Source organism: Limnothrix sp. FACHB-1083 (genome assembly GCF_014696485.1).
GTDB lineage: Bacteria > Cyanobacteriota > Cyanobacteriia > CACIAM-69d > CACIAM-69d > CACIAM-69d.
In genome coordinates this window covers 273,310-296,238 of sequence record NZ_JACJQD010000002.1, presented here as the reverse complement: position 1 = coordinate 296,238, position 22,929 = coordinate 273,310, and the positions used below count along the sequence as shown (strand labels likewise).

The following is a 22,929-nucleotide window of genomic DNA, read 5'->3' as shown; positions in this document are numbered from 1 at the left end:
AAGGATGTTTGGTCTTACAGTTGTTCCGCAGACTGAAACCGCTAGCCTAGCGGCCATTCATCGACTAAAACGCCCTGAAGGGCGGGGCTTTAAACCCTGTTTTCCGATAAATCGAGACGAGATTGAAGTCAAAAGAAGATTGAAATCCTAAGTGACTTCACGGCAGCTTCGATTAGGCAACTGCACCAGCAGCGCGATCGAAGTAGCCAGCCACTTCAGCAATCAACGAAGAGCAATCGCCGGGGGTGATACCAGCAGGATCGTTAGCGATCGCGATCGCAGCATCCTTCATCTTGGCAACGCCAGCAGAAACCGAAGCGCCGGGCACGCCCAGAGCAACGTAGGTTTCGCGCAGACCGTTCAGGCAACGATCATCCAGAACGCTAGCATCGCCAGCCAAGGTTGCGTAGGTCACATAACGCAGGATGATTTCCATGTCGCGCAAGCAAGCAGCCATGCGACGGTTGGTGTAAGCGTTACCACCGGGAGCGATCAGTTGGGGTTGCTCAGCGAACAGAGCGCGAGCAGCGTTGGCGACGATAGTCGAAGCGTTGCTGGTCAAGCGGTTAACAACGTCGAGACGCTTGTTGCCGCTAGCAACGAGGGCGCTCAGAGCATCCAGTTGCTCGTTGCTCAGATAAGCACCACGAGCGTCGGCTTGAGAAACAACCTTCGCAAATGCGTCGAACATGGAATCGATCTCCTAAGGAATAGGTGTTTGTCGAGGTTGGTTGTGGTTTTGCGCTGTAGACAACTCAGTTCGCTGCCTTCACCTGCTAGCGCAGTGCGAGAAGGTTTTTCAGCTCCGTCTTAGTTCAGCAACGCTTTGCTTAAATTGGGGATCTCAATAGGTAGCCATGGCAAATCTGCCGGTTAAATTAACCGCAGTCATGGCTCAAAATCTGAGAGACTTTTCAAGTTTTATGAGAACCGAAAAAAATCCCTAGCAGTAGCGCGTTGACTAACGTTTGCTTGTTAAACACCTCTCGGCTATTTCTTTATACAACGCAGAAAGGGGTTTGGTCATTACAAGTTGTTAAGTTTCTTCAGGGATGTTCGGCATGAGCAACGAAGGATTAAGGAAACTCCCATGTTGCTAAAGGCTGAGGGCGATGGAGGTAGATTTCTGGGCTGTTGGGAACTCAAGGTTTTGTGGTGTGGGGATTTACTGAGTTTTGTGCTTTTTTGCAAAGGTTAGGTATAAAAACTTAGTTCGAAGAATCAGGAACTGAAATCGCCCCGATCAAAAACGGTAATTGTCTAGAATTTCGTCAGAAATCCTTAATGTTTCCTTTAGAAAAGGTCAAAACCTTTAACAAAAATCGATGTTGGCTGCTGGCTGTGAGATCCCTGAATAAAGGCTAGCAAATTGGTCAATGGGCGAGGTCAGTCCGCGAAAATGCCCGATGGATCTCGGTTTTGGCGGTTGGTATCCTCTAGTGATCGGATTCGCAAACTTTGCATGGCTCCTATGCGAGATTTGCTGGGTTGGTAACCCTTATTGGTAAATCCCTGTTGGTAACCCCCTGTTGGTAAACCCCCTACTGATCAACCTCCTTGTGGGCGAGATGGCAAGGATGGGATGGCAAATGGGTTTGCGGAATCCCTGGCGAACCGAGAAAAGTTTATTGGTCGGGGCCGGCTGTGGGCTGCTGCCAGCGCTTGAGCTGAAGTAGGTATTGCCCCAAAAACGGTAGCCCTCCGATCGCGGGGAGCAGGTAGCGGGAGGTACACAACAGCCCAAGGGCGGCCCCGATCGGGGCGGCAAAGTAGGGTTGGTAAAACAAAATGAGGGCTGCGTCCCGAGTGCCCACGCCCGCGAAGGTTAAGGGCAACAGGCCGGCCAGAATGGCCAGCGGCGAGAGGGCTAAGTTAGCCAGGAAGGGCGCAAAGGCACGCAGGGCCAAGATGAAAAACCAGATTTGCAAAAGATGCAGAAACCAAATCACGATCGAGGTGAGGGTGACAATCGCGAGTTGGCGGCGATCGCTCCAAAAGTAGTTGTGCATCAGTTGCCAGGAGTCGCTGAGTCGATCGAGCTTGCGGCGCATCTTGCCGGGGGCGATTCGCTGACTGGCGGCAAAGACCGATCGCGCAAAGGCGGGCCAACTCAACAGTGCCACCCCGGCCACCAGCCCCCCGATCGTGGCCAACGTCATGATCCAAAACAGGGGATCCTTGCTGGGATAGAGCAGCAGGCCAAACCCGCACCACACCAGCAACGACAACATATCGCAAGCCTTTTCAAACACCACCAACGAAAAGGCCAGGGAACCATCCAAATGTCCCCGATCGCGCATGAAATAGGACTTGGCCAGGTCGCCCATTTTGGACGGCAGCACCATATTCAGCACACTGGCCGCCAAAATCAGCCGATTGGCTTCTCCAAAGCTCAAGGTTGCAGCGGAAACCGCCGCCGACTCGATCGCCGGGGATGCTGCCCGGTCTGAATCCTCCGAGCTTGCTGGGTTGGGCAACGGAATCCCGCGCGGCATAGCCCCCTGGGGCCTGACCCGGGGCATTAACTGCTGCAACCGCCAGGCCGTCAGCAAGGTTAAGGGCACAACCATGCCCAAGCTGATGGCCATCCATACCGGATCGCATTGCTGAAACACTTGCACCAACCCGGCAAAGTCGATGCGGGTGTAAATCACAATCAAAATCAGCAAGCTAACGGCAATTGAAACCCAACGCTTCATAGAAAATCTCAGGCGGGAAGAATGATGGGGATAGGTTGGCGGCTTTAGGAAAACAGGCGATCGACCTTCAGGGGTTCACCGGGCTGGAGATGCTGAACCTGATTCGTCAAATCCCAGCTTTTTTGGAGCTGACCCGCTTGGTAAGTGCGGCTCATCACCACATAAATCGAAGTTTGATCAGTACCGATTTCCACTTCTTGCACGGGTTGCCAATCGGGAGCCAGCAACTCATCTTGCACCCGCCAGCCTTGCCCCACCCATTCCAAACGACGAATAAAACGATAGGGGGTCGATCGCTTGCCCACGATCAAAATCTGCTGCAAAATGCGCCGAATCAGGTTCGGAAAAAATCGCCCCACACTCAACATCACCAACCGCAAAATCATTAACTTGCTAGGGGTCATGAGGGCTTGTTTTGCCCAGCCCAGTTGCCCACAAATGCCAATGCGATCGGGTTCCACTTGCAAATCGTATTGATCCACCAGGTGACCCACAGCATTTTTCAGTTTTTTGCCCTGTTGCACTTGTAGTGAAAATTGCGTATCGGATGCCAATAGGTGTTGGTTTCGGAAAATTTTGAAAGTGCCGCCTTTGTTGAGGGCTAACAGTAAGGTCAACCAGTGACCTTCATGGTTTTGGCGACGATCGATCAAAATTCTGGCTTCTGGTAGCCAAACTCGTAGGGGCGTGGGATCTGGAATGGACGGGCGATCGGGCACAAAATCCCGCCAAGCTAATAAATAATTCCAAGTGTGATGGCCCACAATATGGTCATCCGCATAACAGGCCCCTAATCCCCGTGCGAGTCCTTGCAAAACTTGGTCATTAATCGCCAGGGCCGACGGCATCCACCGCCCCACCAGTTCAAAGCCATGGGGAAAGAAATTATAAGTATTTCGGCTCGTATATTCCCCCCCAAAAGAGCCATCGGGATGCACAAACCACTGCACCAACTCCACCGCTTGGGCTAAGGCGGGCTGCAATCTTGGATCCGCCTTGTCGCCCTGCAAAGTCAGCAACCGCGCCAAACAGGAAATGGTGAGGGTGTGGTAGCCCGGATCGCACCCTTCATATTCTTGAAACCAGCCTTCGGTGCTCTGCCAAGACAAAACCTGATTGAGGCGATCGACCTTGGCCCGTTGCCATCGATCGGTCTGGAGCCGTTGCCCCAGCAACTCCAAACACAGCACAATCAAGGCTTGGTGATTGGTGAGCCGGCCGCTTTCTTGGTGATGGGCCAACCAATCGGCCCGCCGACTCAAAAATTGCCAAATTTGCGGATCATCCAGCCCAATCAGCTCGCAGGCATCAATGCAGGCCAGCAAAGAAAAGGCCGCCGCCCCTCCGGCCCGCTCAAAGGGAAAATAATCATCACAGGAGCCGTCTGGATGAGAGCTTTGGGCCCCGTAGCGAATGCCTGCCTCAACCCAGCGCCGAAGGTTAGGCTGCTGATAGAAAGGATTGTTCGGCAAAGGCAGGGCCCAAACCAACGCCAGGGGCAGCACAAATTCCTGGCTCATGCCGCTGGGAAAGTCAACGATTTTGTATTGCCAGTAGTTGCGATCGAAGCAACCGTAGGTGGGGCTATGGGGGTTGCGATCGCACAGGGTCAAAATTTTGGGAATTTGGGCGATCGCCGCCTGGGCAAACTGATCCCGATCGGGCTGTGATGGGAAAGATGAAGGCTGATGAGGCATGGAGCTAGAAAACTCATCGATCGCCATAGGGAAGTGCGGTTGTGGTTGAGCGGATGTGTGAATTGAGGCGTGGGGCATGGGTCACCAACGATCGCGAGTTCGATCGCAGCAACAACCAAGATACGATCGCCCCGGGCCCCCGCCGTCATCACCACCCATCCCAGCCCCTGTCACCGTATCCCGCCGGCCACTCGCTAGGATAGAAACATCATGCAGGTTAATTTTGCGCCAGTTAACTTCGCACCAGTCGATTTCTCAGCAACTGCCTTGAACCCCTTGAGTGCCTTGCCCTCTCAACTCAGCCGACTCATGCGGAGGTAGCGATCGTGCTCAACCCCACAAAGTCGATCGTGGACGAACTCACCCGAGAACTAGCAGACGGCTACCGCCAAACCTACGGCGGTATGAAACCGGACTATGCGGAAATTCTCGGGTGGGTTGCCAACATGGCCCTAGAAAACATCGCCAACAGTGACGCGCTCTACCACAACGTTGAGCACACCATGTACGTCACCCTGGTGGGCCAAGAAATTTTGAAAGGCAAGCATATTCGCCAAGGCGGCGTGACCTGCGAAGATTGGCTGCTCTTTCATGTCTCGCTGCTGTGTCACGACATTGGCTATGTGCGCGGCGTTTGTCACCGCGATCGCCCCCAGCAGCGGATCTACGCCACCGGCATTGATGACGAAACCATCGCCCTCCCCACCGGAGCCACCGATGCCAGCATGGCTCCCTACCACGTCGATCGGGGCAAACGTTTCATCAAAGACCGCTTCAAAAAGCACCGCCTCATCGACACCCAGGCCGTGCAAGACAACATTGAACTCACCCGCTTCCCCGTTCCCCAAGACAACGACCACGCCGACACCGTAGGCTATCCCGGCCTGGTGCGAGCCGCCGACTTGATCGGCCAACTCTCCGACCCGCGCTATTTACAAAAAATTCCCGCCCTCTATTACGAATTCGAGGAAATTGGCACCAATCAACAATTGGGCTACCACAGCCCCGATGACTTGCGCGCCAAATATCCCAGCTTCTATTGGAATGTGGTTTACCGGTACATTGAGCCAGCCCTCGGCCTGTTGGAGCTAACCCAAACCGGCAAGCAAATCGCCGCCAACCTCTATGCCAACGTCTTCCGGGTCGAACACCAGCAATACACGCCCTTTTTTGCCCCCGAAGCCCACTCCTTAAGCTCAGCCACTTCCGCTAATTCCACTTCCGCTTCAGCATCCCCTTCAATAAGCTCAGGGACTTCAGCCAACTCAGGAACCTCAAGCAGTGGAGCCATCTCCACCAAAAACAACGTGCAAAAACAAGGAAGCCACGCCGATTAGGCATGGCTCCCAAGCAAAGAGTTTTTAGGCAAAGAGTTTCTAGGTGAAGAGTTCTCAACTAAAAAGTTCTCAACCAAAGAACCTAGGGGGCATGATGTGAGGGCCGCCTTGTCATGGGAATTTGGTTTCCCCTGCCCAGCGCTGGCCCTGCATGTCCCCCTTGTCCCTTGTTTATGGCCTAGGCATCGCTGTCCACACGGGCATAGAAGCGACCGACAATCTTCATGTCGCTCGGCTTCTTGGAACCCATGTCGGTATCCGAGGGTTGGTAGCTAACGAAAGTGCCGGCAATTTCGTTGGTGTCAGCGTCCACCTTCGACACTTGCAGCGAGATGTTGCCCGTGCCGATGTCGTATTTCTTGACGTTTTCTTTCACCAGTTCGTCGCTGTCAGCATCAGCGGGCAGCGCCACGGCATTGTCATAGCCGCTGGCCAAACCACGACCCTTCGGATCCAAGAAGGTGGAACCACGGTAGGAGGGAACGCGGAATTGACCCTTCAGGTCGGTGGAAGAGGTGATGGCCGCTTGACCGGCTTGGCTGGTGGCCACCAGTTGCTTGATCGTGAACAGGAAGGGCACTTCTTCGCCACCGGGCAGCAGCACGGTTGAAGGTTGGAAGTCAAAGCCATCTTCTTCGGTGAAGGTCAGCGAGCCATCGCTGTTCACGGCCAGGGAGCCTTGAATTTGGTCGAGGGAGCTGGTTTTGCGGGTCAGCAAACGACCTTCCACAAATTCCGCTTCTCTGCGCTTGTTAAGGCCTTCTTCTTTTACGTAGTAATTAAGGGGCTGTAAGCACAGGGCTTGAATGCTGTAATTTTTACCTGCTTCAAGGGCGATCGAACCGCGCGTGACGGTATCGACATCAGGGCAGTTATTCGCCAGACCGGTGTTCCGAATTTCTTCGTAGGTCAGGGGGCGATCGCTGGCCATTGAGGCATCGCCGCAGGCCGCCGTTAGCACACTCAGGCACAGGGCCAGAAGCGCGGCGATCAAAGCTTTGTATCGCATGGTGAACCTCAATCTCTAAAGTCTTGCTAAGGTCTCAAGGAATATTAGAAGAAGACTGGGACAAGTCTCGTGGCAGCGATCGGCGAGGGGTCACGACCGTAAGGGGCAAGCAGGCTACCCGATCGGGCAGTTACTAAACCCAAGCCCGCTGTCCAAGGTTTTCTAGATGGCCCGCGTGAAATCACCCGAAGAATCCGCTTGAGCAAGCGATCTACAGCGCAACACCACGCCACTAGGCATCCGAATTTTGGGGTTAATTGAGAAAACAATCAATCTCAATCAATCCCAACGATCGCTGGATATACCAAGCCAAGCGTCCCAATAGAGCATTCTACACGCCTCAGCGACCGCCCAATCGATTTCGCTGATTTGATCGATCGCTTTCGATCATCACCCAAGGACACCGTCCCCAAGCTGGTTTCTGAGCCAAGCCCCCAAGCGCAGCGGGGCCAGATTTAAACATCCGGCCCCGCTGCTGATTTTGGGTTTGGTTTTGTGCTTGACCCGGTGGTTCCCTCAGTGGCCCCTGTTGTGGAGCAGGGGGCCGGTGGGTTGGGTCTGGATCAGGACTAGGCGATCAGTCGATTAGTCGGTCAACCGATCGCCCGGAACATTGACGTTTACCTAGCTCATGGTGGCCGGGCTGCGATCGTAACTATCGCTAACCAACTTGCCTTGGATGTGGGTCAGGCGATTGGCCGCATCGGTGGTCAGACCCATGGTGACGCTAGCGCGGCCTAGCAGGGATTGATGACGGTGCTTAACGGAATGGTGACGCTGGGTCATCAGGGCACGAGCGCGGTCGAGACTAGACATGGGAGCAACCTCCGAGGAAAAACTGATTGAGGGTTATAGCGACAACAACCGTTGATTAACTCCCGGACTGTTGGAGGGCGATGCAGGCATTGCGCCGGGTGGGCGGCAATCCCTGGCCCGATCGGGCCTTGGTTACTGGCTCTGCTGGGTCAGAAATCAAGGTCGGTTTCAGGCCGTTGTCCTACTTCTGAGAGTAGCGCAGATAAAAAATTCTGCCAAATTTCTGTATCAAGAGTTACGGAATACAAATCTTTAGAATTGCCCCAAAGGGGTTGCGCGCGATCGCGCGGGGTGTAGAGAGGGGCCCAATTGCACGACCAATCCATTGCCCCTTGCAAGAGCAGGCGCGAACTGAGATACAGTTAAGAGCAATTTGCGAGCGCAACAAATCGCAATACACCGAAACCATCGCAACCCCACACCCTGCCCAGTGACTGGGAAGGAGACTCGGATCATTCCCCCCGACTCCTAACCCCTCCTAAGCTGTTTTGGCGGGAAATCTGCGGCAGTGACTGCAACGACGCGATCGCACCCTGGGTCGGATAAGGATCGATCGCAACCAGCAATTTGAGGCGAGGAGAAACCTGTGGAAGTCGTCAAAGAGTACGTCCAGCGCTGGTATGAGAGCGATCTCGATCCAGATGAATATATTTGCCACCAGAAGCAGGGCAACTGGGTCGAAATTGAGGAGGCGACAACGGGGGAACGCTTCGAGGTGCTGACCTTTTGTACGAATGACGTACTGGGGTTAACGATGAACCCGGCCGTGCGCCAGGCTGCCATCGACTCAATTTTGCAATATGGCACCTCGAATAGTTCCTGCTCGGTGTTAAGTGGTCGGATTGATCTGCACCGCCAACTGGAAGATGAAATTTCCAGCTTCAAGCATTTGCCTCACACGCAACTGTTCATGAATGCCTGGATGGCCATGCAGGCCGTGATTGATGGTTTCTGCCATTTGGCCATTCAGGTGCCGGGTTTTACCCACGATCGCGAAACCCTGATCATGTCGGACGTGCTGAACCACGGCTGCATTATCTCGGCCTTGGCTCACGCCCGGACGCGATCGGGCAAAACGTTCAGCTATAGCCCCCATGTGCGGGTGAAGGCTTACCGCCACTGCGATGCGCAAGATTTGGCTCGCAAGCTGGAACGCCATGCGCGGCCAGGCGATCGCATTTTTGTGGTGTCGGATGCGGTGTTTTCGATGGATGGGGATGTGGCTCCTCTGCCGGAAATGATCGAGGTGCTCAGTCGCTATCCCGGCTCCGTGCTGTTGATGGACGAAGCCCACGCCAGCGGTGCTCTGGGGCCCACGGGCCGCGGCATCTATGAGCATTTTGGGATTTTGCCCAGCGATGCGATCGCCAAAGGCGTTGTGCCCCTGATCATGACCACCTTCTCGAAGTTTGCGGCTTCGGCCGGTGCGGCCATCAGCACCCATGTGGCGGAATTCAAGCCGCTGATGAATGTGTCGCCCACCTCGATCGGGACAATTTCCCTGCCACCGCCAATGACCGCCGCCGCACTGGAGAGTATTCGCCAAGTGCGCCAACATCCAGAGCTGGTGAAGCGCCTGCAAGACAACACTCGCTATTTGCGATCGCGATTGACGGCCGCCAACTTTGAAGTGATGGGCGAAACCAATGTGTTGCCCGTGTTGTTGCCGCCGGACATGAACCCGAAATATTTTGCCCGCCAACTGATGGCTGAGCATGGAATTTGGGTTTCTCCGATTTGGTTCATTGCCAAGCCTCGGGTGCGGATCACGGCCAATGCGCTCCATACCCAAGACGAGATGGATCGGTTGGTGGATGCCATGGTGCAGGTGCGCGAATCTATGTATGCCGCCAGCAAGTCAGCCTAGGTTGACCCCGTTGGGCCCCAGTGGGCCAAGAGCTGCCTAGGATAGATAGCAACTGCTGGGACGGCTTGCCAAGATTCTTTGCCGAAACTAGTTGCCAAGGTTGCTGGCTAAGGTTGCTGGCCAAAACTCCTTGCGCCAATCAATCCAAGCTCTTTCCTTAACAGGCCCTAGGGGGCTGCCCTGGCCGCTGCTGATTTCTCATCAATGCTGCTGATTTCTCATCAATTTGGATAATTCTATGACCACCCATTTCATTGAGTTTGAGATTGACTTGAATGAGTCGCCGATGGTTCTGCCCCAGGCGATCGAAACGGAATTGCACAAACGGGGTGAGCCGTTGCGGTGGGCGGTGACCCAGGTAGAGGATGATTTGGCCAATGTGGAGGCGATTGTGACCACGGGCCTGGTGACCAGCGAACCGATCGAGTCAAACGTTTAATGGCGCACCGCAGGCCTTAAACTCCAGGCCTTAAACTTCAGACCGGAAGCGCCTGTTTGGCTCCCGGCTGTATTCCGCAAATATCCGGATCAAACCCGGCCGATGCGCGAGACCGGGGGCCAAGCCGTTGTTGTTCCATGTCCTACGTCTGATGCAAGCTGTGCCCGATGCAATCCGCGATCGTTGACCGAACTCGCCCATTTACGGCGGTCTTGCTGATTCCCACCGGCATTGGTGCAACGATCGGGGGTTACGCAGGCGATGGGCTACCGGTGGCGCGGGCCATGGCCTCGGCGGTGGATTGTTTAATCACCCATCCCAATGTGTTGAACGGGGCCATGCTCTATTGGCCATTGCCCAACACCCTGTATGTGGAAGGCTATGCGCTCGATCGCCTCGCGGCGGGTGACTGGGGGCTGCGGCCGGTGCGCCAAAACCGGATCGCTCTGATTTTGGATCGGGCTATTGAGCCGGAGTTGCAGCGGCGACAACTGCAAGCGGCCGACGCGGCCCGGGCCACCTTGGGCATTGATGTGATGGCGGCAATTGTGACCGATCGCCCCCTGGGAGTGGCTCTCAAAATTTCCGCTTCCGGGGCCTCTTGGGGAACCATTGCCCAACCCGCCAGCCTGCTGAGGGCAGCGGAACGGGCGATCGAAGCCGGAGCCGAGGCGATCGCCGTGGTGGCCCGTTTTCCCGACGAAGACACCCCCCTAACCACCGCCTATCGTCAAGGCCGGGGCGTGGATCCGATCGCCGGAGCCGAAGCGGTGATCAGCCATTTGGTGGTGCGAGAATTTGCCGTGCCCTGTGCCCATGCGCCGGCCTTGGTCAGCGGCCCCCCAGCGGCAGACTTAGCCCCGCGATCGGCCGCTGAAGAATTGGGCCATACTTTCCTGCCCTGCGTGCTGGCTGGCCTGTGGCGATCGCCCCAATTCCTGCGCGATTGGGCCCAATGGCAGCCCCTAGACATCACCCGCAACTCGATCGATGTGGTGATTACGCCCACGAGTGCCTGTGGCGGCGCGGCCGTTTTGCATTGGGCCGCCGCCGGGGCCGATATCCTCGCGGTGGACGACAACGCCACGGCGATGCAAGTCCCCCCCGAAGCGCTGAATTTGCGAGCCACACGGGTGCGATCATACTTAGAGGCGATCGGTTGGCTCACGGCCCGCCGGGCTGGCCTCTGGCCCGATGCCTTGCGATCGAATCCAATCATGCCGTTATTGCCAACGGTTGATTCGCCTGGGGATTAAGCACCACCCATCGCCACCCATCGCCGTTGATTCGCCCTTCAGAGCCACTTTTCATGCACCCCTGCCCTCGCTCCATCCCCGCTCCGCCCCGTCAAGCCCTGTGAATGATTTTGAGGATTTGGATCTAGAACCCCTAGAGCGATCGCAGCTTTTGATGACGATCGCCCTCACTGCCCTGGCCTTTTGGGGAGGGGCGCAACTGTGGCTCTGGTTGGGCCAAGTGCAGCGCTGGCCTGTGATTTGGTCTTGGACTGGGGTGGCGATCGGGCTGGGGCTGGGCCTCGCCATCACCGGCCTCAGCGGCGCGATCGCCCTAGTTTGGCCCGGATATCGTCGCAGCGCCCAAGCCTATCTCAACTGGTTGATGCCTTCCCTCTTGCCTTGGGACGCATTGTGGGTGGGCCTGTTGCCCGGAGCCAGCGAAGAACTGTTCTTTCGGGGGGTGATGTTTCCCGGCTTGGGCGCTGACTGGCTGGCCCTGTTGGGATCTAGCCTTTGCTTTGGTTGGCTGCATTTGGCAGGACGCAAGCACTGGCCCTACGCCGCTTGGGCCGGCATCACCGGGGCCATTCTCTGCGGCAGTGCTTGGTGGACGAGCAATTTGCTGGTTCCCACCATTGCCCACATCACCACCAATGCATTGGCTGTGTTGATCTGGCACTATCAACGAGCCAAGGCCTAGGGGCGAAACCGTCCAGTACCCGCCCAGTGCGATAGACTAGGGGCTGCCAGCATCCGCCCGCCATTGCGGTTTGCGGCGGCTTTGTTCACTCTCCCAGCTTTTTGCCGATGGGTTCTCCGTCCTCGATCGCCGTCCGTGAACTGCCGTTGTTCCCCCTTAACGACCTTGTGTTGTTTCCAGGACAACCTCTGCCGCTGCACATTTTTGAATATCGCTATCGGATCATGATGAACACCATCCTGGAAACCGATCGACGGTTTGGGGTGTTGATGTCCGATGAGCAAAGCGGCGAAATTGCCACCATTGGTTGTTGTGCGGAAGTCCTGCGCTATCAACGGTTACCCGATGGCCGGCTGAAGATGTTGACCCTCGGCCAACAGCGCTTTCGGCTGTTGGAATATGTGCGCGAAAAGCCCTACCGCGTTGGTTTGGTGGAATGGATTCAAGATGATCCACCCAGTGACGATCTGTACGGGTTAGCTGGGGAAGTGGAAACCCTGCTGAAGGACGTGGTGCGGTTGTCGGCCAAATTGTCCGATCGGGAAATTGAGCTACCGGACGAAATTCCCACCCTGCCCACGGAACTGTCCTACTGGGTTGCGGCCAAGCTCTATGGCGTGGCGGCGGAACAACAGGCCCTGTTGGAAATGCAAGATACGGCGGTGCGCCTGCAACGGGAAGCCGAAATTCTGAGTTCAACGCGCAACCACCTGGCGGCTCGCACGGCCCTGAAAGACGCACTCCCTTGAGGTTTTTTAGGGGTTTCTGGTTTTCAGCTTCTGGTTTTCAGTGTGGGCGATCGCCCCATGATAGCCATGGTCATGAGCCGATCGAGGGCGGTTATTGGGCTATTGCTATTGGGCCGATCGCAGCGCTGCCAAATCGCCACCACAGATGGCGGGCAAATTGCGGGTGATTTTGGCAATCTCCCAATCCCACCAACGAATTTCTAGCAACGCGGCGATCGTTTCCTGATCAAACCGCTGCCGAATGGGTTGGGCCGGATTGCCACCCACGATTGTGTAAGGATCAACCGATCGGGTCACCACTGCCCCCGTCGCCACGATCGCCCCATCCCCAATTTGCACCCCCGGCATAATCGTCGCCCCATAGCCCAACCACACGTCATTGCCGATCACCGTGTCGCCCTTGTGGGGCCAGTCGTCGGGCATGGCGGCTTCCCAACCGTTGCCAAACACGGGAAAGGGATAGTTCGTGAACCAATCGGTGCGGTGGTTGCCACCATTCATGATGAATTTGCACTCGGCGGCGATCGAACAAAATTTGCCGATCCGCAGTTTGTCGCCAATGAAGTCAAAGTGGTAGAGCACATTGGCTTCAAAGCGTTCCGGCCCAGCGGGGTCATCGTAGTAGGTGTAGTCGCCCACGATGATCTGAGGATTTTTAATTAAAGGCTTCAAATAAACCAAGCGCCCTTGACCTGGCATGGGATAGGGCTGGTCTGGATCGGGGCCACAGGAGCCAGGATTAGAGGATTCAGGGCTAAAAGGCTCAGCACTCACAGATTCAGGACGAGAAGATTCAGAGCTAAAAGATTCAGGACGAGAAGATTCAGGACAAGAGGACATAGACCATTGCTGATAGTCGCCGGTTTCGTCGAACTCGCTTCAAGCAAGTTCTAGAGCAGGTCGATCGGGCGGCCCGTATTGGCCGATCGCGCCGCCGCATCCGCCACCCGCAGGGTGTATAAACTCTCTTCCGGGCGCACATACAGCGGCGTGCCATTCAGCAGGTAGGCCAAGACCGCGTGGGTGTCGCGGGCAAACAACCCCCGCCGACCGCCCACCTCCAGCGGTGTCACCTGATCACCTTGGATCAGTTGCCCCTGATCGCCCTCATAAATCAACGTGCCCTGACTGCCGCGCACTTCCAACAGCCGCTGGGAACCGTGAAATCGATCGCCCTTGCCATAGGTGACCGTGGCGATTGGGCCGCTGCTAAAAATCAGCCTTGCTTCGCACCAACAGGCGTGATAATCCTCCACCTCTGCTGGCCAGTAGCGAGCCACAGCTCCCACCTGGCGGACGTTTTCAAATACATCCACCAGACGATGGAGCCGAGATAGGGCCCCCACCAGCGGAAATCCAAACAGCGATCGGTTATAAGTCCATTTGCCTGGGGTGGGAATTTGCGGCGCGATGGTGCTGTAGCGAGCGGAGATCACCTCGCCCACTTTGGGCAGCCAAGTCCGCAGCGATTGATGCACGCCGCCCAACAGCTCAATGTGCTCCACGTGCAACAGCCGATCGCGCGATCGGGCCAATTCCACCAATTCCGCCGCCTCGTTGGGATCCAGCGCCAGGGGATATTCCGTCACCACATGGCGATCGGCCTCTAGGGCTGCCCGCACGATCGCCCCCCGCTCGGCGTTGGTGTTGCAAACCATCACCAAGTCCACATCCGAGTGGCTGACCAGCTCCCGCCAAGAGTCCAGGGCGATCGCCCCGTAAGTTGCCGCAAAATCCGCCACCTTCTCCGGTGTGCGACCCGCCACCGCCACCAGCTTGGCCGCCAACCAATCTCCCTGTGCATCCGGCAACAGGGCCTCTGCCCGCAACTTTGCCACAAAGCCCGTGCCCACCAGGCCGACGCGCACCGGATTACCCAATAGCATGACTACAGATCACCAACATAGCCCCCCGATCTTAGCCTTTTGCCCCGGTCTCCTAGCGCTGATTTCGGGTGGCGGAAGGGCCGGAAAACCGACAATTCGGGGTGTTTTTATAAAAATTTCTTATTTTAAAACAAAGCTTTAGCTAGGGTTATAAATCGAAGCAGTCTCAGAACAATAAGCCTGGAAAGCCTTGAAAATATTGGTTTCAAGACTTTAGACTAAGCCAAGAACCCACAAAAACTCTGCCGATTCTCGCAAAAATATCCAATAAGTATAAGTAATTAGAATCGAATCTGGAAAAACGATTAAGAATAACGTTCTCGGATCTCTGTGCTCATCCGTAGTAGCAATAAAAATTTCTCGTAACATCAGAAGGCGAGGTTGGCTACGCCGGAAGTGAACCATGTCTTAACCCCATGGCTTCAGTTGTCGGTGGCCTCAAACGTAACTAAGGGTTCAGTGGGCATCCCGCCGATCGCGTTGACTGAGACTCCCGATCTCGACTGTTGTGTCAGCAGTCAAAATCCCATGGTCGCAAGTTGGCAACCCCGTGCAAGCTGCGCCATTGACCCGGTTAATCCGTTGCGTTAGCCCCATACCGCCCCTGTTTTTACGCGAGAGAGAGAGTCACAACCATGGCGACCTTCAAGGTAACGCTCATTACTCCCGACGGCGAAAAGGTCATCAACTGCGCCGACGATCAGTTCATTCTCGATGCGGCTGAAGAGGCAAACCTCGATCTGCCTTACTCCTGCCGTGCGGGCGCTTGTTCGACCTGTGCTGGTAAGGTAACTGCCGGTTCGGTGGATCAATCGGATCAGTCTTTCTTGGATGACGATCAAATCGAAGCGGGCTATGTGCTGACCTGTGCTGCTTACCCCACTTCAGACTGCACGATCGAAACCCACAAGGAAGAAGAGCTGTACTAAGCCTTTCTTCGGGTAGCAATGCCCAACTCATACGAAACGGGGCCGACGATGGTTGGCCCCGTTTTGTTTTCACTTCTGAGTTTTCACTTCTGAGTTTTCGCTTCTGAGTTTTTAGCCTTTGGCTTTTGGGGCCCGACTGGGCCCCATCCTTGGGCTGGGTTGGCTGATTTGCCTAGGCGAGCCGATTGGATTGGCAAGCTGATGGGCGAGCCTATTAGCCTATTGTTGTTGCAGTAGCCGTTGCACCCATTCCAGTTGGGTGGTGTCGCGCACAATTAACAAAATGCCCAAGCCCAACAGCAGCACCAAACCCGTTTGCATGACGTTTTCTTGAAATTCCTGGGGCAAGGGCCGACCGCCGCGCAGGGCCTCGATCGCCAGGAAAAAGAGCTGCCCACCATCCAAGGCCGGCAGGGGCAAGATGTTGATGACGGCGAGGTTAATGCTGATCAGCGCCATGAAGGGAAAGAGGTTCCCGGCATCGGATTGGGCGATGTTGGCTCCCCATTCAATGATTTTGACGGGGCCAGACACTTGGGGTGCAGTTTCTCGGAAGTTGGCCGCCAGGGTCAAGAAGCCGCCAGCGGTTCGGGTCACCATGTTTTGGAACCGATCGGCTGCCAGGGTCAACACTTCGATCGGGTTGTGGGCGGGGCGATAGACCGGTCGGCCGTTGGGGGCCAGTTGCACGCCGATGCGCCCTTGGCCCGCTTCATCCAGCTCGGGGGTGACCCGGAGGGTGAGGCGATCGGCTCCCCGTTGCACTTCCAAGATCAAGGGGCGATCGGGACTCGCCTTGATCTGCTCCATCAACACCTTCACGCTTGCTTGTTCGGCGCTGAGGGTTTGCCCATCGATCGCCTGCACAATGTCTCCCGCCTTCAGTCCGGCTCGCCCGGCTGGATTGTCAGGAGCCATCACTTGGGGCACAATCACCCCTGCTTCATAGCGGAAGCCATCGGGCACGCCCATGAAGCCATATTGAGCCGCCAAAACTCCATAGGCGAAAATCAAATTAGCCACCACGCCGGCCGCAATCACAATGGCTCGATCGGCGATCGGGCGATTGCGCATCAAGTTGGGGTCATCGGCGGGAATGGAGCTGTCTTCGTCGTCATCCGGGAAGCCCACAAAGCCCCCGAGGGGAATGGCACGAATGGCGTATTCCGTTTGCGGCCCCTGATATTTCCAGAGGACGGGCCCAAACCCCAAGGAAAACTTGTTGGCGTAAATGCCCTGTAACCGAGCCGCTGCGAAGTGTCCTAATTCGTGAACGAACACCAGCAACGCCAATACACCGATCGCCACCAATACCGACATAGGCTTGCTGCTCAATAGAAATGCAAAAAATGCAAATGCGTGAAAGCTAACGCAATGGATGAGGGCTAATACCTGCGAAGAATGCGCAGTGATGCCATACAGAACCCAGCGCAGAAAATCCAGTAAAGATTCAGTATAAAAGGCTGGCGAGATCTGTGGGTGCAAGGCCCAGGTTCGGAGTCTGTGGACTGTTCTTGGGGATAACCGATCGAAGATCGCACAGCCAACGGATCTTGAAGTAGGAATTAGAGTAACGGGATGGAAGGACGAGCGGCCAACCAACTATTGGGCGGCCTAGTGGGCGGCAGCGCCACCGAGGTAGAGTTCCGCCACCTTTGGATCGTTGAGCAGATCGCGGCCGGGCCCCGTGAAGCGATCGCGCCCTGCTTCTAGCACATAGCCCCGATCGGCCATTTCCAAAGCCTTGCGGGCGTTTTGCTCAACCAAAATAATCGAAGTGCCCGTGCTGTTGATGGCCTTAATTTGCTCAAACACGTCGTTGACCAAAATGGGCGAAAGCGCAGCGGAAGGCTCATCCAACACCAGCAACGCCGGTTCCAGCATCAGGGCCTTGCCCATGGCCAACATTTGCCGCTCACCGCCGGACAATGTGCCCGCTCGCTGGTGGCGGCGCTCGTGCAATCGGGGGAACATGGTGAAGATGCGTTCCTTCAGCGACCCGATCGGTCGTTCTAGGATGAATGCGCCCATTTCCAGGTTTTCTTCGACCGTGAGCGATCGAAACACGTTGGCAATTTGCGGCACATAGCAAACGCCCCGTTGCACCACCTCATTGGCCTTCAGGTGCCCGATCGACTCGCCATGGAACAAAATCTGGCCCCGATTGGGGTTCAGCAGCCCCGCGATCGTTTTGCCCAAGGTGGATTTACCCGCACCGTTGGGGCCAATGATCGCCACCAGTTCGCCAGGGGCCAGGGTCAAATTCACCCCTTGTAAGATGTCGAGGCCCTTCAGGTAGCCAGCGTATACGTCTTGGACTTCAAGGAGAACTGACACGATCGAGCAGGGGTGGAAGTTTCAACTAATCGTAATACCATTTTTGGCAAATGCCATTTCTGGCAAATGCCTTGTTTTGGCGAATGACCTGGGGTTCAGCATGGAAAACTCAACCATGGCCGCGAAATTGCTGTTGGAGCAACTGATTTCTCCGGAACAGTTGGCCCCAATGCTGTCGGATCCGGATTGGGTGGTGGTGGACTGTCGGTTTTCCTTGGGCGATCGCAACTTGGGACAACAGCAATACCAAACTGCCCACATTCCCGGCGCGGTCTATGCGGATTTGGAGCGGGATTTGTCTGGGCCCGTTGGCCCCCATGGCGGTCGGCATCCGCTGCCGGTGATCGATCGCCTGGTGGATCAATTGGGCTTTTGGGGCATTGATACCGATCGGTGGGTTGCGGTCTACGACGATTCCCAATTTGGGTTTGCGGCCCGGTTCTGGTGGCTGTTGCGCTATTTGGGCCACGATCGGGTGGTGCTGCTGGATGGCGGTTGGTCGGCCTGGCGAAGAGCGGGTTTGCCCACCACCAGCCAACCCAGCCACCCGATCGTCCGTCAGTTTGTGCCCCGCCCGCGCTTGGAACTGCTGGCCTCGATCGACACCATCAAACAAGCCCAGCGGTTGGCAAAAGGAACCATCATTGACTCCCGAGAACCTGCTCGATATCGCGGTGAAGTGGAGCCGATCGACCCCGTAGCTGGCCACATTCCCGGAGCCATTAACTATCCTTGGGTGCAGGTTTGCGACCCAGAAGGCCGCGCCCACTCGATCGCCTCCTTGAAATCCCACTTTCAGGACTTGCCCCCCAATCCGCCCCCGATCGTCTACTGCGGTTCCGGCGTGACGGCCTGCGTTAACCTGTGGGCCCTGGCCCGCGCTGGACTGCCCCAAGCTCGTCTCTACGCTGGCAGTTGGAGTGACTGGTGTTCCTATCCCGATTTACCCAAAGTCACTGCTCCGGCTGAGTGAGTATGTTTGAGGAGCCTAAATGATGATTCTGCTGACTGATCGATCGTTGAGGACAAGGGGCTAGCAATCACCAAAAACAAGGGGCTAGTAATCACCAAAAACAAGGGGCTTAAGCCCCTTGCTCCTATGGTTGTTGTTCTTTGAACCAACCTTTTACGGTAATTTTTCTAATCAAAGAGCTTCTCAAGAATTTCCCTCAAAAGAGCTTGAATCTTCCAACGGAGCATGATCAACATGGCCCTTTCTGAAAAACTCATTGAACTGGTTGTTGATAAAGTGCTCATTGGCGGCATTGTGCTGATTGCCGGTTATTGGTTAAACAAGCGATTTGAAATTTTCAAAAGTGACATTAATGAAAAATATCGCCAGCGCCAAATCCTAGTCGATTTAGAAAATCAGCAGAAACAGCGCGTTGCCGAATTAGAACAAGAAATTGTGCTGGCTCGTCATCAAGCGGAACTGGAATTCTTGGAGCGCCAAATTTCCGAATTCTATTGGCCAATTTACTTACGCCTTGAAAAAGATAATGCCATGTGGCAGCGAATCGCCACTTTGGGCGCAAGAGACCATGCATTGCCGGATTCTGCCGGAGAAATTATTGAGCGGGACTTTATTTTAAAAAATCACGATGAAATTGTTGCAATCATCGAATCCAAAATTCACCTAGCTGAACGGGCAGAGAATAGCCAAGAGTTGATTGAAGAATTGCTGAAATATCTGAAACATGTGGCAATCTACAAAGCTGTGCGATCGATCGAATCCATGCGCGGGGTGAACCCAATGGATTTAAACGAACCCTTTCCGTCCAAGCTGTTTCCCCTCATTCAGCACAACTTTCGATCGCTCCAAGCTCGGTATGAGCAACTGAAGCAAGCCAAATTCCGGGACTTGAACCCCTCCTGAATCAATCCGGGCGATCGCCCAGGCCTCGGCGGCCAATTCACCAGCCATGGCCAGTGTGATCGCTGCAATTTCTCCTTTTTGGTCGCTTTAGCGTCCCGATCGCGCCCATATTTGCAAAGATCTGCATTTAAACAGGGTGGTTGTCGCCCTTAATCGCAAGTTAATCGCTCTGATTCCTCGGGATCTATAAACTTTTGCAAAGGGGCGATCGTCCTCCAATTGACCCGACCCGATTCCGGCGCGATCGCCCTAAAGCCCCACCTCTCAACAACTTGATGGCTCACCCGATCGTCAGGGCGATCGGCCCGGGAAGACCCCAGCGGCCCATTCTCTGAAACTCGACTTAAGATTTATTCTCAATAATGCGAGCTTCTTGCAAATGCTCATTTGTACCTGTTACCATTTGGCAGAGGGAAACGCTTCAGGTCAAACCTCGCCAACCCCTATGTTTTCCTACACACCACAGTCCCTAAAAGCCGAGTTAAACGAGCGCGGTTGGCGGATGACTCCCCAACGCGAAGTGATCCTTAATGTCTTTAAGGATCTGCCCGAAGGTCGCCACCTCAGCGCCGAAGATCTGTATCACTTGCTTGAAGAGCAAGACCAAGGCATCAGCCTTTCTACGATCTATCGAACTCTGAAATTAATGTCGCGCATGGGCATTTTGCGCGAACTAGAATTAGCAGAAGGCCACAAGCACTACGAACTGAATCAGCCCTATCCCCATCATCACCATCACTTAATTTGCGTTAAGTGCAACAAAACGATCGAATTCAAGAACGATTCGGTTTTGAAAATGGGAATTAAGCAATCGGAAAAAGAGGGCTACCATCTGCTCGATTGCCAGTTAACCATCCACGCCATTTGCCCCTCCTGTCAGCGATCGCTCTTGCCGCTTTAGTCTGTGGATAATGATCTTGAATTAGGGGTTGGCTGAGTGGAAAACCATTGAGCCAACCTTTGATTATGATCGGGCGTGCTAGGCTCTGGTGTTCTGAAATTCCGGTATTCTGAAATCTGGGTGTTGTAGGGGTTTAAATTTTGATTCACCCGATCGATTCGGGGCTATAAAAACGGTTTCAGCACCTTGAACTATCTGAACCCAGTGAACTAATCGAGTGAACTAATCGATCGAGTCTTGATCATCCAGATTGCGATCTCCAGAGTCTTGATTGTCTAAGTCTTGAGCGCCATAGCCTGGATCGCCATAGTCGATCGGCAAACGTGGCAATGCTGGTTCCCCATGAACCGGATGATCAGCAATGCCTTGGGTGGTTTGATAGTGCAGCCCCCAAGTATGCATCGCTTCCAGCACTGACCACAGGGATTCGCCCAGCGGCGTGAGGGAATATTCCACTCTGGGCGGCACTTCTGGATAAACTTGCCGGTGAACAATGCCATCGGCTTCCAACTCCCGCAACTGCTGGGTCAGCATTTTTTGCGTCACGCCCTGAAGCGCTCGCCGCAGTTGAGCAAAGCGCATGGTTCCTGCAAATAGCTCGCGCAAAATCAGGACTTTCCATCGCCCATCAATAATGTTGAGTGTTGTCTCAACGGCACAACTGAGGCGCGTGAAGCCTGTGGTGGGTGCTGGATTCGGGGTAATCATGGGCGATCGATCCTCATACAGCGAAGGAAGCCATAGCAAACCATATCAAAAGCAATATAGATCAATTTCTTCAAGTTGATGGTTGAAATGTTTCTTGAATATGCTTTTGAATACTCGCTTGAGTTTTTTAGAAATTATGCTGAAGAACTGCACTCAGAAATTGCACTCAGAAATTGCACTTAGAAATTGCATTTTCAAGAAAATCTAAAATTGAATTTTGACTTAAGAATATTCTCAAGCTTTTCCTATTCTTAGGTCTCTTCATTGAATTAGTTAATTCGGTTGATTGAGTTGATTGAGTGGCCGGGTGGTTTCTTTTTGGTAACTACCGCACTTTTTTGTGCGTACTTGTTGCTGCCAAGGGAAGCCCCTAGGATCAATTCAATCGCCTAGTTTACTGAACCGAGAGAGAGTTTTAAGCATGACTGCTCCTAATGAGGCTGTGATTGCTGATACAAAGCCTGAAGTGATTGAACTGACACCGGGAAAATATTTCTGGTGTACTTGTGGTCGATCGGCTGCTAAGAAATTCTGCGATGGATCCCACCGGGGAACGAGTTTCACGCCCTTCGCCTTTGAGGTGACAGAAACGAAGAAGGTCGCGATTTGTAATTGCAAGCAAACTCAAAATTCACCTTTCTGTGATGGTTCCCATCAGCCGCTGGTGGCTCATTAGGACTCGAATTCGGTGAAAATGGCTGATTTTTCGGTGCATTGAAGTGGTCAAAGGCTGATCAGATCATGATCCTGAGGTGAATCGGCGTTACCGGTGGTTTCGGTTGTTGATGTGATTTGCTGATTGCTGGATTTTGCGTTTCTGAGTTTTGCGTTTCTGGATTTTGCAGGGTTTGATTAGGTTGAACAGTGGAGTAATTGAGCCATGACTATTTCGTCTTCTGCTGCTACCTCGATCGCCCCGACCGCTGCGGGCAACATCACGATTCGGCGATCGGGCGATCGGGGCCATGCCAATCACGGTTGGTTGGATAGCTATCACAGTTTTTCGTTCAGCAGTTACTACGACCCCAATCACATGGGATTTCGGACGTTGCGAGTGATCAATGAGGATGTGATTGCCCCCAAGCAAGGGTTTGGCACCCATGGCCATCGCGACATGGAAATCGTGACCTATGTGCTGAGTGGGTTGCTGGAGCACCGGGACAGCATTGGCAACGGCTCCCTGATTCGGCCGGGCGATGTGCAACGGATGAGCGCCGGAACGGGCATTTTGCACAGCGAATTTAATGCGTCGGATTCGGAGCCGCTGCACCTGTTGCAAATTTGGATTTTGCCCGATCGCAACAACTTGCAACCGGGCTATGAGCAGGTGTTCTTTGCGCCGGAAGACAAGCAGGGGCGGTTACGGGTGGTGGCTTCGCCCGATGGTCGCGATGGCTCGGTGACGATTCATCAGGATGCGCTGATTTTTGCCAGCTCGTTGGCGGCGGGCGATCGGGTGGTGCATCAATTTGCCAGTCCTGAGCGTGGCGGATGGTTGCAGGTGGCTCGTGGGGCGATCGCCCTGAATGGGGTGACGCTGGAGGCGGGCGACGCGGCGGCCATCACGGCCCTGGAGCAGGTGGAAATTACGGCTTCCGAGAATGCGGAGCTGTTGCTGTTTGACCTGGCTTAAGGCTGGCTTAAGGCCGAGCCAATGGCCGCTGCGTGGATCATGGATTTGGAGGGGCGATCGCTTGACGACGGAGCCGCAAAACGATTGCATGGATTCGATCGCTGTTTT

At 54.8% G+C, this 22,929-nt stretch carries 21 protein-coding genes and 1 pseudogene; 12 read left to right on the top strand and 10 right to left on the bottom strand.

Translation table 11 applies throughout. From position 1 onward, the window contains the following. Positions 1-172 precede the first annotated feature (172 nt). The 3 genes from H6F46_RS03270 to H6F46_RS03260 form a co-directional block, all read right to left on the bottom strand. Complete coding sequence (locus tag H6F46_RS03270) at positions 173-691, bottom strand: phycocyanin subunit beta (RefSeq protein ID WP_099535468.1); 519 nt, start codon at positions 689-691, stop codon at positions 173-175. 934 nt (positions 692-1,625) lie between these two features. Then, positions 1,626-2,699: a lysylphosphatidylglycerol synthase transmembrane domain-containing protein gene (locus H6F46_RS03265; RefSeq protein WP_190353534.1), complete on the bottom strand. Its 1,074-nt coding sequence runs from the start codon at positions 2,697-2,699 to the stop codon at positions 1,626-1,628. Between the two features lie 44 nt (positions 2,700-2,743). Further along, a complete protein-coding gene (locus tag H6F46_RS03260) occupies positions 2,744-4,396 on the bottom strand; it encodes a hypothetical protein (protein ID WP_190353673.1) in 1,653 nt (550 codons plus the stop codon). Positions 4,397-4,722: 326 nt separating this feature from the next. Between H6F46_RS03260 and H6F46_RS03255 the strand changes: the two genes are divergently transcribed. Beyond that, the gene (locus H6F46_RS03255) at positions 4,723-5,733 is read left to right on the top strand and encodes an Npun_R2479 family HD domain-containing metalloprotein (RefSeq protein WP_347278271.1); all 1,011 of its coding nucleotides are present in this window, start codon (positions 4,723-4,725) and stop codon (positions 5,731-5,733) included. Between the two features lie 178 nt (positions 5,734-5,911). Here H6F46_RS03255 and H6F46_RS03250 read toward each other — a convergent pair whose 3' ends face one another. Continuing rightward, positions 5,912-6,742 (bottom strand): photosystem II manganese-stabilizing polypeptide, encoded by an 831-nt coding sequence (locus H6F46_RS03250; protein WP_099535472.1) that lies wholly within the window; start codon positions 6,740-6,742, stop codon positions 5,912-5,914. Positions 6,743-7,366: 624 nt separating this feature from the next. Then, positions 7,367-7,558 carry a hypothetical protein gene (locus tag H6F46_RS03245; protein WP_190353532.1) on the bottom strand — a complete coding sequence of 64 codons (192 nt, stop codon included), beginning with the start codon at positions 7,556-7,558 and terminating at the stop codon, positions 7,367-7,369. A gap of 586 nt (positions 7,559-8,144) precedes the next feature. Between H6F46_RS03245 and H6F46_RS03240 the strand changes: the two genes are divergently transcribed. From H6F46_RS03240 to H6F46_RS03220, 5 genes are all read left to right on the top strand, one after another. Next, a complete protein-coding gene (locus tag H6F46_RS03240) occupies positions 8,145-9,425 on the top strand; it encodes a pyridoxal phosphate-dependent aminotransferase family protein (RefSeq protein WP_099535478.1) in 1,281 nt (426 codons plus the stop codon). 238 nt (positions 9,426-9,663) lie between these two features. After that, positions 9,664-9,864, top strand: a complete 201-nt coding sequence (locus tag H6F46_RS03235) for a hypothetical protein (RefSeq protein ID WP_190353531.1) — start codon at positions 9,664-9,666, stop codon at positions 9,862-9,864. A gap of 167 nt (positions 9,865-10,031) precedes the next feature. Further along, on the top strand, positions 10,032-11,120 hold the full coding sequence (locus H6F46_RS03230) for a DUF3326 domain-containing protein (protein WP_190353530.1): 1,089 nt from the start codon (positions 10,032-10,034) through the stop codon (positions 11,118-11,120). A 100-nt stretch (positions 11,121-11,220) separates the two neighbouring features. Continuing rightward, positions 11,221-11,802 carry a CPBP family intramembrane glutamic endopeptidase gene (locus H6F46_RS19745; protein ID WP_199291363.1) on the top strand — a complete coding sequence of 194 codons (582 nt, stop codon included), beginning with the start codon at positions 11,221-11,223 and terminating at the stop codon, positions 11,800-11,802. A gap of 107 nt (positions 11,803-11,909) precedes the next feature. Then, positions 11,910-12,551 (top strand): LON peptidase substrate-binding domain-containing protein, encoded by a 642-nt coding sequence (locus H6F46_RS03220; protein WP_099535483.1) that lies wholly within the window; start codon positions 11,910-11,912, stop codon positions 12,549-12,551. Between the two features lie 105 nt (positions 12,552-12,656). Here H6F46_RS03220 and H6F46_RS03215 read toward each other — a convergent pair whose 3' ends face one another. Continuing rightward, positions 12,657-13,250: a CatB-related O-acetyltransferase gene (locus H6F46_RS03215; RefSeq protein WP_242027768.1), complete on the bottom strand. Its 594-nt coding sequence runs from the start codon at positions 13,248-13,250 to the stop codon at positions 12,657-12,659. 191 nt (positions 13,251-13,441) lie between these two features. After that, on the bottom strand, positions 13,442-14,437 hold the full coding sequence (locus tag H6F46_RS03210) for a Gfo/Idh/MocA family protein (RefSeq protein ID WP_190353528.1): 996 nt from the start codon (positions 14,435-14,437) through the stop codon (positions 13,442-13,444). A 635-nt stretch (positions 14,438-15,072) separates the two neighbouring features. Between H6F46_RS03210 and H6F46_RS03205 the strand changes: the two genes are divergently transcribed. Then, positions 15,073-15,366 (top strand): 2Fe-2S iron-sulfur cluster-binding protein, encoded by a 294-nt coding sequence (locus tag H6F46_RS03205; protein WP_099535489.1) that lies wholly within the window; start codon positions 15,073-15,075, stop codon positions 15,364-15,366. Positions 15,367-15,585: 219 nt separating this feature from the next. On the opposite strand, the gene rseP is transcribed toward H6F46_RS03205, so the two are convergent. Beyond that, positions 15,586-16,686 carry an RIP metalloprotease RseP gene (rseP, locus tag H6F46_RS03200; RefSeq protein ID WP_190353527.1) on the bottom strand — a complete coding sequence of 367 codons (1,101 nt, stop codon included), beginning with the start codon at positions 16,684-16,686 and terminating at the stop codon, positions 15,586-15,588. A gap of 294 nt (positions 16,687-16,980) precedes the next feature. Then, positions 16,981-17,703: an ABC transporter ATP-binding protein gene (locus H6F46_RS03195; protein WP_370567073.1), complete on the bottom strand. Its 723-nt coding sequence runs from the start codon at positions 17,701-17,703 to the stop codon at positions 16,981-16,983. A 115-nt stretch (positions 17,704-17,818) separates the two neighbouring features. On the opposite strand from H6F46_RS03195, the gene H6F46_RS03190 reads away from it, so the two are divergent. From H6F46_RS03190 to H6F46_RS03180, 3 genes are all read left to right on the top strand, one after another. Next, a complete protein-coding gene (locus H6F46_RS03190; protein WP_190353526.1) occupies positions 17,819-18,676 on the top strand; it encodes a sulfurtransferase in 858 nt (285 codons plus the stop codon). 234 nt (positions 18,677-18,910) lie between these two features. Then, positions 18,911-19,579, top strand: a complete 669-nt coding sequence (locus H6F46_RS03185; RefSeq protein WP_190353525.1) for a hypothetical protein — start codon at positions 18,911-18,913, stop codon at positions 19,577-19,579. A 445-nt stretch (positions 19,580-20,024) separates the two neighbouring features. After that, complete coding sequence (locus tag H6F46_RS03180; protein ID WP_099531468.1) at positions 20,025-20,480, top strand: Fur family transcriptional regulator; 456 nt, start codon at positions 20,025-20,027, stop codon at positions 20,478-20,480. A gap of 378 nt (positions 20,481-20,858) precedes the next feature. Here the strand turns inward: H6F46_RS03180 and H6F46_RS03175 are convergent. Further along, a pseudogene (locus tag H6F46_RS03175) lies at positions 20,859-21,188 on the bottom strand (winged helix-turn-helix transcriptional regulator); the annotation flags it as partial. A gap of 421 nt (positions 21,189-21,609) precedes the next feature. On the opposite strand from H6F46_RS03175, the gene H6F46_RS03170 reads away from it, so the two are divergent. Together H6F46_RS03170 and H6F46_RS03165 are read left to right on the top strand one after the other, a co-directional pair. Beyond that, positions 21,610-21,864 carry a CDGSH iron-sulfur domain-containing protein gene (locus tag H6F46_RS03170; protein ID WP_190353523.1) on the top strand — a complete coding sequence of 85 codons (255 nt, stop codon included), beginning with the start codon at positions 21,610-21,612 and terminating at the stop codon, positions 21,862-21,864. A gap of 204 nt (positions 21,865-22,068) precedes the next feature. After that, on the top strand, positions 22,069-22,821 hold the full coding sequence (locus tag H6F46_RS03165) for a pirin family protein (protein ID WP_190353522.1): 753 nt from the start codon (positions 22,069-22,071) through the stop codon (positions 22,819-22,821). The last annotated feature ends 108 nt before the right edge of the window (positions 22,822-22,929 follow it).